This is a genomic window from Streptomyces sp. NPDC110618, from assembly GCF_055657065.1.
In genome coordinates this window covers 256001-269463 of record NZ_JBVKBN010000010.1, presented here as the reverse complement: position 1 = coordinate 269463, position 13463 = coordinate 256001, and the positions used below count along the sequence as shown (strand labels likewise).

At 69.0% G+C, this 13463-nt stretch carries 11 protein-coding genes; 2 read left to right on the top strand and 9 right to left on the bottom strand.

The features are described 5' to 3' along the window. The first annotated feature begins 193 nt into the window (after positions 1-193). Positions 194-1612, top strand: coding sequence for a family 43 glycosylhydrolase (locus ACZ7L7_RS19720; RefSeq protein WP_472076674.1), 1419 nt, complete (start codon positions 194-196; stop codon positions 1610-1612). Between the two features lie 14 nt (positions 1613-1626). Here ACZ7L7_RS19720 and ACZ7L7_RS19715 read toward each other — a convergent pair whose 3' ends face one another. From ACZ7L7_RS19715 to ACZ7L7_RS19680, 8 genes are all read right to left on the bottom strand, one after another. Then, positions 1627-3180 (bottom strand): pyridoxal phosphate-dependent aminotransferase, encoded by a 1554-nt coding sequence (locus tag ACZ7L7_RS19715; protein ID WP_472076669.1) that lies wholly within the window; start codon positions 3178-3180, stop codon positions 1627-1629. A gap of 126 nt (positions 3181-3306) precedes the next feature. Then, on the bottom strand, positions 3307-4452 hold the full coding sequence (locus ACZ7L7_RS19710) for an aldose epimerase family protein (protein ID WP_472076667.1): 1146 nt from the start codon (positions 4450-4452) through the stop codon (positions 3307-3309). A 55-nt stretch (positions 4453-4507) separates the two neighbouring features. After that, positions 4508-5752 (bottom strand): multiple monosaccharide ABC transporter permease, encoded by a 1245-nt coding sequence (gene mmsB, locus ACZ7L7_RS19705; RefSeq protein ID WP_093718273.1) that lies wholly within the window; start codon positions 5750-5752, stop codon positions 4508-4510. Further along, entirely contained in the window at positions 5749-7299 is a 1551-nt protein-coding gene (gene mmsA / locus ACZ7L7_RS19700) for a multiple monosaccharide ABC transporter ATP-binding protein (RefSeq protein ID WP_285516374.1), read from the bottom strand. The genes mmsB and mmsA overlap by 4 nt, the downstream gene beginning before the upstream one ends. Positions 7300-7331: 32 nt before the next feature. Next, entirely contained in the window at positions 7332-8453 is a 1122-nt protein-coding gene (chvE, locus tag ACZ7L7_RS19695) for a multiple monosaccharide ABC transporter substrate-binding protein (protein WP_285516373.1), read from the bottom strand. Between the two features lie 90 nt (positions 8454-8543). Continuing rightward, entirely contained in the window at positions 8544-9512 is a 969-nt protein-coding gene (locus ACZ7L7_RS19690) for a glycosyltransferase family protein (protein ID WP_453606090.1), read from the bottom strand. Between the two features lie 150 nt (positions 9513-9662). Further along, entirely contained in the window at positions 9663-10667 is a 1005-nt protein-coding gene (locus ACZ7L7_RS19685; RefSeq protein ID WP_285516371.1) for a zinc-dependent alcohol dehydrogenase, read from the bottom strand. Beyond that, positions 10664-11824: a mandelate racemase/muconate lactonizing enzyme family protein gene (locus ACZ7L7_RS19680; protein WP_472076664.1), complete on the bottom strand. Its 1161-nt coding sequence runs from the start codon at positions 11822-11824 to the stop codon at positions 10664-10666. The genes ACZ7L7_RS19685 and ACZ7L7_RS19680 overlap by 4 nt, the downstream gene beginning before the upstream one ends. Before the next feature lie 290 nt (positions 11825-12114). On the opposite strand from ACZ7L7_RS19680, the gene ACZ7L7_RS19675 reads away from it, so the two are divergent. After that, a complete protein-coding gene (locus ACZ7L7_RS19675; protein ID WP_472076662.1) occupies positions 12115-12927 on the top strand; it encodes an SCO2400 family protein in 813 nt (270 codons plus the stop codon). 22 nt (positions 12928-12949) lie between these two features. Here ACZ7L7_RS19675 and ACZ7L7_RS19670 read toward each other — a convergent pair whose 3' ends face one another. Beyond that, positions 12950-13387 (bottom strand): MarR family winged helix-turn-helix transcriptional regulator, encoded by a 438-nt coding sequence (locus ACZ7L7_RS19670; RefSeq protein ID WP_285516368.1) that lies wholly within the window; start codon positions 13385-13387, stop codon positions 12950-12952. Positions 13388-13463: the final 76 nt, after the last annotated feature.

The window sequence follows — 13463 nt, the reverse complement described above, 5'->3', positions numbered from 1 at the left end:
ACGACCTCGCCGGCATTGCTCTACACAGCGACTTGTTCGCACTTCCTAATCGGCGGCCGAGTCGTCGTGGGGCACCGGGCGGCGAAGCGATGGAAGCCACGAGATGGCAGCCCACTGATAGCCACACCCAGCACCCCTGGGCGACCCAACCCTACGAATGGCTCGATCAACCCGATCAAGAACGTAGAGCCTACTGACCCTGCTGGCCGCGCTGGCCCTCCTGCTCGCCCTGGGGCAGACCCCCGCCAGTGCCGCCTCGTTCAGCAACCCGGTGAAGTCGGTCAAGGGCGCCGACCCCTGGATCGCCTACCACAACGGCAACTACTACATGGTGACGACGAGTTGGACGGACCGGATCACCATCCGCAAGTCCACCACCCTCGCCGGACTGGCCACCGCGCCCAGCGTGCAGGTGTGGCAGGGCGACGCCGCCTCCCGCTGCTGCAACATCTGGGCGCCGGAACTGCACTACCTCAACGGCCGCTGGTACCTCTACTACGTGGCCGGGCAGAACGTCTCCGACTACATCCCCACCCAGCGCACCCATGTCCTGGAGAGCGCGGGCTCCGACCCCATGGGCCCGTACACCTACCGCAACCAGCTGAACTCCGCCTGGATGCTGGACCCGACCGTCGGCACCATCAACGGTCAGCTGTATCTGTTCGGCAGTGCCAGCGGCGGCACCCAGAACCTCGTCGCGGCCCGGATGTCCAACCCGTACACCCTGGCCACCGGCTTCTCCACCGTCTCCACGCCCACCTACGACTGGGAGCGCCAGGGCGGCACGGTCAACGAGGGGCCCGAGCTGCTGCAGCGCGGCGGCCAGACCTACCTCATCTACTCGGCGAGCGGCTGCTGGACCCCCGACTACAAACTCGGCCAGCTCAAACTCACCGGCTCCGACCCGCTCTCCGCCTCCTCCTGGACGAAGAAGTCCACCCCGGTCTTCCAGCGCAACGACTCCGCCGGGGTCTACGGCCCCGGGCACAACGGCTTCTTCACGTCACCCGACGGCACCGAGAGCTGGATCGTCTACCACGCCAACGACTCCGCCTCCGACGGCTGCGACAACGGCCGTACGGCCAGGGCGCAGAGGTTCACCTGGGACTCCGACGGCTCCCCGAACCTCGGCACACCGGTGGCCCTGGGCAGCGGTCTGGCGGGGCCGTCCGGCGAACCGCCGGCCACCTCCACGACGTACACGGTCACCAACCGCAACAGCGGCAAGTGCCTGGACGTGGCGGGCGGTTCGACGGCGGACGGCGCCAACGTCCAGCAGTGGACGTGCAACGGCGGGGCGAACCAGCGCTGGCGGCTGGAGGACCTGGGCGACGACACCCACCGACTGGTGAACGTGGCCACCGGCAAGGTCCTGGACACCGCCGACTGCTCCGCGGCCGACGGCGCGGACCTGCGCCAGTGGTCCTGGCTGAACAACACCTCCCAGCGCTTCCGCTTCGTCGCGACGACCGACACCTACGTCCGCATCGTCAACCAGGCGACGGGCAAGGTGGCGGACGTCGCCAACTGCGGCACGGCGGACGGCACGGACGTACGCCAGTGGACGTGGCTGAACAACGCCTGCCAGCAGTGGCGTCTGAACCCGGCCTGAACCGAGCGGCCGGCCTACCCCGCCGCGTTAGGCCAAGCCGTAGCCTGCGGCCACCCCGTCGCCGGGGCGGGTGCGAGCCCAGGCCCCGTCGTCCCCCGGACCTGCGCCGCCGTGAGCCCCCCTCGGGCCGGTACACCGGGCGGCGTGGGGCCGTACGACGCCGCCGCGGGCATGGGTGCGGGCGTCGGAACAGGGGCCGGGGCCGGAGCCGGAGTGGGCATCGGTGCCGGGGCGGGAACGGGCGCCGGCATGGGGGCCGGGGTCGGCATGGGTGCCGCGGGCACCGGCTCCGGCACCGGTGCGGCCGCCGCCGGTATCTGCGCCGGCATGGACATCCCGCCCCCGAGGGACATCCCGGCCCCGTTGGTCGAGCTGACGAGCCGGTCCACGGCCGCCGTGCCCGAGCTGTAGCTGGTCCCATTAGCCAGCTCGGGCACGGCGGCCGCTCCCCTCCTGGTCCCGTAGAGCACCTGTTCCAGACCGGACACCAGGCGACGCACGTCCGTCTGGGGGCGCACCACGAGTCTCAGGAAGCGGCTGGACGAACCGATCTTGTTGCCGCATTCACGGACCAGGATCCGGTGCTCGGTGAGGAGCCGGTCGCGGACGACCGTGCCCTCGGCGCCCACCGGAAGGCGCACGAACAGGAAGTTGCCCTGGGAGGGGTAGACGGTGAGGCCGGGCAGCGCGGCGAGCTGGCCCGCCATGTCGAGCCGGTCCCGGCGCACCTGCTGGAGGCTGTCCGCGTACTCCCGGCCGTGGTTCTTCAGCATGAACACCACGTGCTCGGCGAAGGCGTTGAGGTTCCACTTGGGCAGCATGGAGCGGACCTTCCCGGCGAGCGCAGGGTTGGCGACCAGGTAGCCGAAGCGGATGCCGTGCAGGCCGAAGTTCTTGCCGAGGCTGCGCAGCACGATGACGTTGGGGCGGAGCATCGCCTCCTGGACGACCGACGGTTCGGCCTCCGCGTCGGCGAATTCGAGGAAGCTCTCGTCGATGACGACCAGGTCCAGGTCGGCCATGGCGTCCATGAACTGCACGATGGCGTGCCGGTGCAGGAAGCCGCCGTCGGGGTTGTTGGGGTTGCAGATGACCGCGACCCTGGTGCCGCGGGCCCGGATGAACTCGGCGTACTGGGCGAGGTCGAGGGCGAAGCCGCTGGACTCCTGGAGCGGGAACATGTCGACCCGCTTGCCGGTCTCCATGGGCTGGTCGGTCCAGCGGCCGAAGGTGGGGACGGGGACGGCGAGGGACTCGCGGACCAGCAGGTGGTCGATCCAGGTGATCAGCTCGGTGGAGCCGTTGCCCATCGCGACGGCCTGCGGGGGGAGTTGCAGGAGGTTGCACAGCTCGGCCGTGATGGTGTCGGCGCTGCTGGGGTAGTACGTGATGATGTCGCGCAACCGGCTCGCCATGTCGTCGAACATGGCCGGGGTGGGGAAGTACGGGTTGCACGGAATGCAGAAGTCGATCGGCCCGACTCCGTCACCGCCTTCGCGGGTCAGCGCGGCCATCGAAGGGCTGTGCGCCGCCGTGCTGCGGAACAGCGAGGTGACGTTCTCAGCCAAGGCAACCTCCGTCTGTGGGTGGCCCGCGCGGGGGAGCACGGGCCGCCCATACGTACGGATGCCTCTGGGGCGCTGTTCAACCCCTGTGAAAAAGTTGGGAAGTTGTGAAGACGCTGTGACCCTCAGTCACGCGCTGAACGAGTGCACCGTCGTCGTCCGGTACGTCTGCCCAGGTCGCAGCGTTGTGGACGGGAACGACGGGTGGTTCGGCGAGTCCGGGAAGTGCTGTGTCTCCAGGCACAGTCCGTCGCCTTGGCGGTAGACCGAACCGCCGGTGCCGACCAGGGTGCCGTCGAGGAAGTTACCCGAGTAGAACTGCAGCCCGGGCTCGGTCGTGGCGATCTTCAGGGTGCGGCCGGAGGAGGGGTCCCGCAGGGTGGCCACCCACTGCGGCTTCGCGGTGCCGCCCTTGTCGAGGACCCAGTTGTGGTCGATGCCCTTGCCGTAGAGCAGTTGCTGGTGCGGGACGCGGATGTCCTCGCCGACGGTCTTGGTGCGGCGGAAGTCGAAGGGGGTGCCGGCGACCTTCGCCAGCTCGCCGGTGGGGATCAGCCCCGAGTCGACCGGTGTGTAGCGGGAGCCGGCGATGGACAGCTCGTGGTCGTAGATGGTGCCGCTCGACTCGCCCGCCAGGTTCCAGTAGACGTGGCTGGTGAGGTTGACGACAGTGGCCTTGTCGGTGGTGGCCTCGTAGTCGATGCGCCAGTCGCCGTCGCGGGTCAGGGTGTACGTGACCTTCGTGCGCAGCGTGCCGGGGTAGCCCATCTCGCCGTCGACGGAGGTGTAGTAGAGGTACAGGCCGACGTCGGAGCCCTTGGTGAACGGCTCGACGTCCCAGACGACCTTGTCGAAGCCCTTGGCCCCGCCGTGCAGGCTGTTCTCGCCGTCGTTGACGGAGAGCTGGTAGGCCTTGCCGTCGAGTGTGAAGCGGCCCTTGCCGATGCGGTTGCCGTAGCGGCCGATGAGGGCGCCGAAGTAGGGGCTGGAGGAGACGTAGTCCTCGATGTTGTCGAAGCCCAGGGAGACGTTGGTGTACCGGCCGCGCCGGTCGGGGATCTCCAGGGACTGGACGATGCCGCCGTAGGAGAGGACCTTCAGGCGGGTCCCGCCGTTCTCCAGCGACCAGCGGTAGACCTTGGTCCCGTCCGCGAGCTTGCCGAAGAGCGACTTCACCGGCCTGTTGCCCCCTGTGGCGTGTGCGGTCGAGCTGAGTGCTGCGGTGACACCGGCGGCGGCCGCCCCGGCGAGGAGGGTGCGTCTGTTCAGTTCCATGCAGCGGCTCCCGTGAAAAGGAGGGGCCCCGCTCGGTGAGCGGGGCCCGGTGACGTTACGAACCGACCTTGCGCTTGTTCCACACGTCGAACCCGACCGCGGCCAGCAGCACCAGTCCCTTGATGACCTGCTGCCAGTCGGTGCCGATGCCGACGAGGTTCATACCGTTGTTCAGCACGCCCAGGACCAGGCCGCCGATGATCGCGCCGAGCACCGTGCCGACACCACCGCTCATCGACGCGCCGCCGATGAACGAGGCGGCGATGGCCTCCAGCTCGAAGTTGAGGCCGGCCTTGGGCGAGGCCGCGTTGAAGCGGGCGGCGAAGACCAGACCCGCCAGGGCCGCGAGCATGCCCATGTTCAGGAAGACCAGGAAGGTGACCTTCTTGTCCTTCACACCCGACAGCTTGGCCGCGGGCAGGTTGCCGCCGATGGCGTAGATGTGGCGGCCGATGATCGCGTTGCGCATGACGTAGCCGAACCCGACCAGCAGCGCCCCGAGGATCAGCAGGACGTACGGGGCGCCCTTGTAGCTGGCGAGCAGCAGGGTCACCGTGAGGATGGCGGCGCCGAGCGCGACCAGCTTGAGCAGGAAGAGGTTGCGGGGCAGCACCTCCAGCGCGAACTCCTGCTGGCGGCGCCGGTCGCGGTACTCCTGGAGGACCACGAACGCGATCAGCGCGAGCCCGAGCAGCAAGGTGAGGTTGTGGTAGTTGGTGTCCGGGCCGACCTCCGGCATGAAGCCGTTGGACACCTTCTGCAGGCCCTCCGGGAACGGGCCGAGGGTCTGCCCCTCCAGGAAGATCTCCGTCAGACCGCGGAAGATCAGCATGCCGGCCAGGGTGACGATGAACGACGGTATGCCGCCGTAGGCGATGAAGAACCCTTGCACCGCGCCCGCGAGCGCGCCCATGGCCAGGCACAGCACGACCGCGACCGGCCAGGGCAGATCGTTCTTCACCATGAACACCGCGGCCATCGAGCCGATGAACGCCGTCAGTGATCCCACCGACAGGTCGATGTGACCCGCGATGATGACCAGCATCATGCCGATCGCGAGGATCAGGATGTAGCTGTTCTGCAGCACCAGGTTGGAGACATTGCGCGGCAGCAGCAGGTCACCGTCGGTCCACACGGCGAACAGCACCACGATCAGGCCGAGCGCGAACAGCATGCCGTACTGCCGCATGTTGCGGCGCATGCCGTCCAGCACCAGCTGGAGCAGTCCGTCGCCCGTGGCCGAACCGCCCTTGCCGGGCGGCGCCGGAGCCGGCGTCTTGGCGGTCACATCCGTGCTCATCGGGTTACCTCTTTGTCCTTGGTCATCTGTCGCATCAGCGATTCCTGCGAGGCCTCCGCCCGCGAGAACTCGCCGGTCAGCCGGCCGGCGGCCATGGTGTAGATGCGGTCGCACATGCCGAGCAGCTCGGGCAGTTCGGAGGAGATGAAGACCACCGCCTTGCCCTCGGCGGCCAACTGGTCGATGACGGTGTAGATCTCGTACTTGGCGCCGACGTCGATACCGCGGGTCGGCTCGTCCAGGATCAGCACATCGGGACCCGCGAAGATCCACTTGCTGAGGACGACCTTCTGCTGGTTGCCGCCGGACAGCTTGCCCACCGGTTCGAAGACCGTGGGCGCCTTGATGTTCATGGACGTGCGGAAGCTCTCGGCGACCTGCCGCTCCTCGTGCTCGTCGACCACTCCGCGCCGGGCGACCTTGCCCAGCGCGCTGAGCGAGATATTGCGGTTGATGGTGTCGATGAGGTTGAGGCCGTAGTGCTTGCGGTCCTCGGTGACGTAGGCGATGCCGTTGCGGACCGCCTCGGGGACCGTCCGGGTGCGGATCTCCTTGCCGTCCTTGAGGACCGTGCCGCCCGCGTACCGGCCGTAGGAGCGCCCGAAGACGCTCATCGCCAGTTCGGTGCGGCCCGCGCCCATCAGGCCCGCGATGCCGACGATCTCCCCGCGCCGCACCTGGAGCGAGACATCGTCGACGACCTTGCGCTGCTGGTCGATGGGGTGGTGCACGGTCCAGTCGCGGATCTCCAGGGCCGGGGCCGCGCCCTCCTCGGGCGTGTGCGGGGTGCGTTCGGGGAAGCGGTGCTCCAGGTCCCGGCCGACCATCCCGCTGATGATGCGGTCCTCGGTGGTCTCCTCGGCCTTCACATCGAGGGTCTCGATGGTCCGGCCGTCGCGCAGGATCGTCACCGAGTCGGCGACCTTGCGGATCTCGTTGAGCTTGTGGCTGATGATGATCGAGGTGATGCCCTGCTTCTTCAACTCCAGGATCAGATCGAGGAGTTTGCCGCTGTCCTCGTCGTTGAGGGCGGCGGTCGGCTCATCCAGGATGAGCAGCTTCACCTTCTTCGACAGCGCCTTGGCGATCTCCACCAGCTGCTGCTTGCCCACGCCGATGTCGGCGACGCGGGTGTCGGGGTGGTCGGTCAGACCCACCCGGCGCAGCAGCTCGGTGGCGTGCCTCAGCGTCTCGGTCCAGCTGATGATCCCGCGGGTGGCGTGCTCGTTGCCGAGGAAGATGTTCTCCGCGATGGAGAGGTAGGGGATCAGCGCCAGTTCCTGGTGGATGATGACGATGCCACGCTGTTCACTGGCCCTGATGTCCTTGAAGGAGCAGACCTCCCCCTCGAAGAGGATCTCGCCCTCGTAGGTGCCGTGCGGGTGGACGCCGGAGAGGACCTTCATCAGGGTCGACTTGCCGGCGCCGTTCTCCCCGCAGATGGCGTGGACCTCGCCCTGCTGGACGGTCAGAGTGACGTCCGACAGCGCCTTGACGCCGGGAAAGGTCTTGACGATCGAGCGCATTTCCAGGACGGGTCCCGCCATGGTCGTGCCTTCCAATCCGTAAGTGCCGGCGCTTACTTGAGGTCGCTTTCCTTGATGTAGCCGGAGTCGACGACGACCTTCTGGTAGTTCGCCTTGTCGACGCTGACCGGCTCCAGCAGGTACGCGGGGACGACCTTCGAGCCGTTGTCGTAGGTCTTCTCGTCGTTGACCTCGGGCTTCTTGTCGTTGAGCACCGCGTCGACCATGTTCGAGGCGACCTTGGCGAGTTCGCGGGTGTCCTTGTAGACGGTCATCGACTGCTCGTCGGCGATGATCGACTTCACCGAGGCGACCTCGGCGTCCTGGCCGGTGACGATCGGCAGCGGCTTGGACTTGGAGCCGTAGTCGTCGGACTTCAGCGCCGACAGGATGCCGATGGAGATGCCGTCGTACGGCGAGAGCACCGCGTCGACCCGCTCGGACTTGTAGGCCGAGGTGAGGATGTCGTCCATGCGCTTCTGGGCGGTGCCGCCGTCCCAGCGCAGGGTGGTGACCTGGGTCAGCTCGGTCTGGCCGGAGCGGACGACGAGCTGCTTCTTGTCGATGTAGGGCTGCAGGACGTTCATCGCGCCCTGGAAGAAGTAGCGGGTGTTGTTGTCGTCGTTGGAGCCGGCGAACAGCTCGATGTTGAACGGGCCCTTCGCCGACGAACCAGCGCCGTCCTTCAGGCCGAGCTTCTCCACGATGTAGGTGGCCTGCAGCTCGCCGACCTTCTCGTTGTCGAAGGAGGCGTAGTAGTCGACGTTCTCGGTGCCGAGGATCAGGCGGTCGTAGGAGATGACCGGGATGTCGGCGTCCTTGGCCTGCTGCAGGACGTTGTTCATCGACTTGTTGTCGATGGCGGCCACGATCAGCGCCTTCACGCCCTGCGTGATGAGGTTCTCGATCTGCGAGACCTGCTGGTCGGGGTCGTCCTCCCCGTAGACCAGCTTGGTCTTGTAGCCCTTCTCCTCCAGGTGGTCGACAACGTTGTTGCCGTCAGCGATCCAGCGCTCGGAGGACTTGGTCGGCATCGCGATGCCGATGGTGGCGCCCTCGGTGCTGCCCTTCCCCTCCTCGCTGCCGCCCTCGCTGTCCTGGCCGCAGGCGGTCAGGGTCAGGGCCAGGGAGGCGGCGGTGGCTATCGCGGCGAGTGCGGCTCTGCGGTTGCGCATGGTCATCTTCCTCGATGTCTCAGCACGGCTGGGGTGTGTGGGATTCTGTTTGACTACGTCGGCTTCTGTGAAGAGGGGGCGTCGAAACCTTTATGAATATGTTTCGAAACGTCGGAGTGCGCCGGGAAGCCGTGAACCGAGCGGGGCCATCTCCCCGTCGGCCCCGTGCCGGGCGAGCAGGTCGAGTGCCAACCGGCCGCGGCGCACCCGCTCCTTGGCGGTGGCCAGCGTCAGCTCCCGCATGTGGTGCCCGTAGGGGTAGATGCCGGGGGCCTTGGACAGGCCGAACTTCAGGTACAGCGGGGCGCCGCGCCGGATCAGCTCGGCGACCTCGTACATCCGGACGTAGCCGCCGAGGTCGTCGGGGGCCTCGATGTACATGTCCATGGGGCAGGCGGAGACCCGCCGGATCTCGGTGAGATGGTCCAGGGTCAGATCGCTCGGCACGTTCACCGAGTCGGCGCCGAGCCGCTCGTAGACCGCGTAGGCGGCCGGGTTGACCGGGCCGATCAGGGCGCTGACCTTGAGTGTGGTGTCGGCCGGGATGATCCCGGCGGCCCGCGCCCGGTGCAGCGTCCACAGCACCCCCTCGTCGGCGACGAGCAGGCACTTCACGCCCAGTTCGGTGGCGCGTACCGCGTCCTCCACGCACCCGGCGACCGCGTCGTGGCCGCGGGCGCGCAGTCCGGCGCCCCGGGAGTCCGTGCGGGTGGAGCCGCCGATGTCCCAGGTGCCGCGCGGGCCGGTGAACAGGCAGAGTTCTATGTCGCGTTCGGCGGTGGCCTCGACCATCTCGGTGATCTCCGAGTCGGTCAGCATCCATACGCCGCTGCCCTGGCTGATCCGGTGGATCGGCACATCGAGCCGCGAGGACTCCTTCAGGACGACGGCCAGCGCTTCGGGGCCCTCGCAGGAGGGGATCTCGGTGCGCCAGCGGCCGCCGCCCGGGAAGGTGTGGGGGGAGGCGTCGGCGGGGGAGAGGTCGGGCGCGCCCAGGCCGAGGGCGGCGAGCGCCTGCTCACCGGGTCGACGGGCTGCCGTGGCGGAAGCGTCGGTCACAAGCTGTCCTTCTTGTTCGGTATTTCGGACGGAGTTCGCGGCTCTGGGTAGGAAAGAGGGCCGGGAGCACCGGTACGGCTCTGGGTGTACGCCGGTACGGGGACCGTCAGGTCGCCCCCGTACCGGCGTACGGCTGGGGTGGAGGGGTGACTAGGGTCGGAGCAGGACCTTGCCCACCTTCGGATCGCCGGACCCGACAAGCTCGATGGCCTGCGGGAACTCCTCCAGCGGCAGCTCGTGCGTGACCAGCGGCGGCGGGGCCAGCAGCCCCGCCGCGAACACCCGGACGGTGTGCGCCCAGGCCGCCGGGGGCGCCCCGAACACGGTGTGCACCTCCAACTGCCGTACGACCAGGTCCGTCGGGTCCAGACCGTCGGCACCCGGCGCCGGGATCCCGGTGAGCACCAGCCGCCCGCCGCGCCGGAGCAGGGAGGCGGCGGTGCGTGCCGCGGAGGCGGACCCGGCGGTCTCGATCACCACGTCGAAGTCGGCGGGCAGTTCCTGGTCCCGGGTACAAAAGCCGGTCGCCCCGAACTCCCGGGACAGCGCCTCCCGGTCCCGCCGGGTGCCCACGACCAGCAGCTCGCCCGGCGATCCGGCGCGCAGGAACTGCACGGCGAACATGCCGAGCGTCCCGGTGCCGACCACCGCGACCCGCTCACCGGGGCGGGCGTTCGCCTTGAGCGCCGCGGCGGCGATGCACGCGGCGGGCTCCAGCAGGGCGGCGGCGGTCAGGTCGCAGTCGTTGGGCAGCGCGTGCAGCAGCCGGGCCGGCAGCGTCAGCGTCGCTGCCATGGCGCCGGGCTGGGTGAACCCGGTCTCCTCGTACCCGGCGCCGCACAGCGTGGTCTCGCCCGCGTGGCAGCGGTCGCAGACCTGGCAGTTGCGGAACCCCTCCCCGACGACCTTCCGGCCGACCAGTGACCCGGGCACCCCGGCGCCCACCGCCGCCACGGTCCCGGACCACTCGTGCCCCGGCACCAGCGGGTAACGGACGTACCCCTCGGGCCGGTTGCCCTGGTACACCTCGCGGTCACTGCCGCAGATGCCCACCGCGTGGACGCGCACCAGCGCCTCCCCGGCCGCGGGCTCGCGCGGCTCGTGCGGGGCCAGCCGGTGCTCGCCCGGCGCCTCGACGACGACCTCGGTGCTCACCGCCCACCGCCCTTCGGCTTGCGCTGCTCCCAGCCCTCGGCCCACAGATCGAACCGGGCCTGCTGCTGCGGGAACTCGGCCGCGGCGTCGGCATCGAACTCGACCCCGAGTCCGGGGGCCTCGGAGAGCTGGAAGTACCCGTCCACGACCTGCGGGGCGCCCTTGACGACCTTCTTGATCTCGGCGTCCGCGAAGTCGTTGAAGTGCTCCAGGATCTTGAAGTTGGGGGAGGTGAAGCCGACCTGGAGCGAGGCGGCGGTCAGCACCGAGCCGCCCACGTTGTGCGGGGCGACCAGCATGTAGTGGGTCTCTGCGGTGGCCGCCAGCTTGCGGGTCTCCCAGATGCCGCCGATGTGGCCGACGTCGGGCTGGATGATGTCGACGGCCTGGCTCTCGAACAGCTCCCGGAACTCGATCCGGTCGTGGATGCGCTCACCCGTGGCGACCGGGATGTCCACCTTGGCGGCGACCTTCTCCAGCGCCTTGAGGTTCTCCGGCGGGACCGGCTCCTCCAGCCAGGCGGGCTTGAACGGCGCCAGCTCCCGGGCGAGGCGGACGGCGGTGGCGGGGGAGAAACGGCCGTGCATCTCCAGCATCAGCTCGGTCTCCGGGCCGATGGCGTCCCGCACGGCCTCGATCAGGGAGACGGCGTACAGGGTCTGCTCGTGGTCCAGCTCGTAGTGCCCGGTGCCGAAGGGGTCGATCTTCAGTGCCTTGTACCCGCGCTCGATCACCCCCTGCGCGGCCTTGTGGTACGCCTCGGGCGTGCGCTCGGTGGTGTACCAGCCGTTGGCGTACGCCTTGACCCGGTCGGTGACCTTGCCGCCCAGTAGCTGCCACACCGGGACGCCGAGCGCCTTGCCCTTGATGTCCCAGCAGGCCATCTCGATCACGGCGATACCGGACATCACGATCTCGCCCGCGCGGCCGAAGTCGCCGTACTTCATCCGGCGCACCAGGTCTTCCAGGGCGAACGGGTCGGAGCCGAGGATGTGGTTGGCCTCGGCTTCGCGCAGATAGCCGATGAGCGCGTCGGTGTGGCCCAGCATCCGGGTCTCACCGACTCCCGTGATCCCCTCGTCGGTGTGCACCTGGACGTAGGTCAGATTGCGCCAGGGCGTTCCGACCACGTGTGTGCTGATTCCGGTGATGCGCACGGCAGTTGTCCCTTGCTGCGTCGTCGGCTTCATTCCGCATGTTCGATATTTCGTCATACGTTCGAAATGCTGACGTGACAGTAGGGACGCGGTGGTCGGAGTGTCAATGGGTCGTACGGATAACGGTTTCGACAGCGCTTTCGACACGGCTTTCGGTGCCGAGTCGGCATGGCATCGGTGACGGATCGGGCGTATACCTCAACCGGCCCACCGGAGGGGGTAGTTCCGCACACAACTTTCACAGGCGGCCCTATGAACGTCCTCCGTGCGGAACTTAGTCTTCCCGCGTCATGGACTACTGCCACCCGTGCCGACGGCACCTGAATGGCGCCCTCGCCTGTCCGGGCTGCGGCGCGCCGGTCGAAGAACTCCGCGTGTACGCGAGCGAAGAGGCGATGCGTACGGACGTGTACGAGGAGCCCGCGAGCGAGCCGGAGCCGGCCGCGGAAGCGGTACCACCGGAAGGCAGGGCGGCGGCCCGCCGGGCGGCCCGGAGCCGGCGCGGGCGCGCCGAGGAGCCGTACGGGGGCGAGTCCGCCGCCGACAACGATGCCGAGGAAGAGGGTACCGGCACCAGCCGCCGTGACCGCAAGGCGGCGGCCCACCGCCGGCGCCGCCGTCGCACCCTGCTCGTCACGGCGGGGTTCCTCCTCGCCGCGGGTGGTCTGAGCCTCGCCGAACTGGGTCTGGACGCGCCGGGTTCGTCCTCCGCCCCGGCCACGGCGGGCGACACCACGGTCGACGGCGGCGCGGGCGAGGAGGCCGAGGAGTCGGCGGAGCCGGTCCGCGACACGGCGGACACGGTGTCCGACGAGGCGTCCCCGAGCACGTCGGCGTCCCCCTCGCCGTCGGAGTCGGACAAGGACAAGGACGGCAAGGGTGACAAGGACGGCAAGGAGTCCGGGAAGCCGGAGGACGAGTCGACGAACGACGCGCAGTCCGGCGAGACGGACGGCGGCCTGCCCCCGACGACGGCACCCGACCCGGCCCCGGCGGACCCGACCCCCACCCCGACGCCGAAGCCGACCCGCCCGGACCCCGAGCCGGAACCGGATCCGGAACCGTCGGAGACCTGCGACCGCTTCCTGTGGTGGTGCACCTAGAGCGAGTCCGGGCGCCTCCTGGCTACGACTCCAGCATCCGCCGCAGCAGATCCCGCAGCGCCAGCCGCTCCTGATCGCTCAGCCCCGCGAGCGGCTCCCGGGCGAACCGCAGGGACTCGCGCAGGCTGCGGGCCACCTCGCGCCCCTCGTCCGTGGCGGCGGCCACCTTCACCCGCCGGTCCGCCGGGTCCGGGCGCCGCTCCACCAGGCCCCGGGACTCCAGCCGGTCCACGATCCCGGTGACGTTGGACGGCTCGCACTTCAGGCGCAGGGCCAGCTTCCGCATGGGCAGCGGCTCCAGCGTGAGCAGCCCCAGCAGCCGCGCCTGCGCGCCGGTCAGGGCGTGCTCGGCGGCGGCTTCCTCGTACTCCTCGTGATACCGCGCCACCACGGACCCGATCAGGTCGACGACCTCCATGGTCAGCGCGTCGGGGCGGTGGGACGTCTGCGGTGTGGCCATGGCTACCAGAGTACCCCGTTACTTGACATCCTGAAATATTCAGGCGCATGGTTGTTTCAGGTTCTGAAGTTTCACC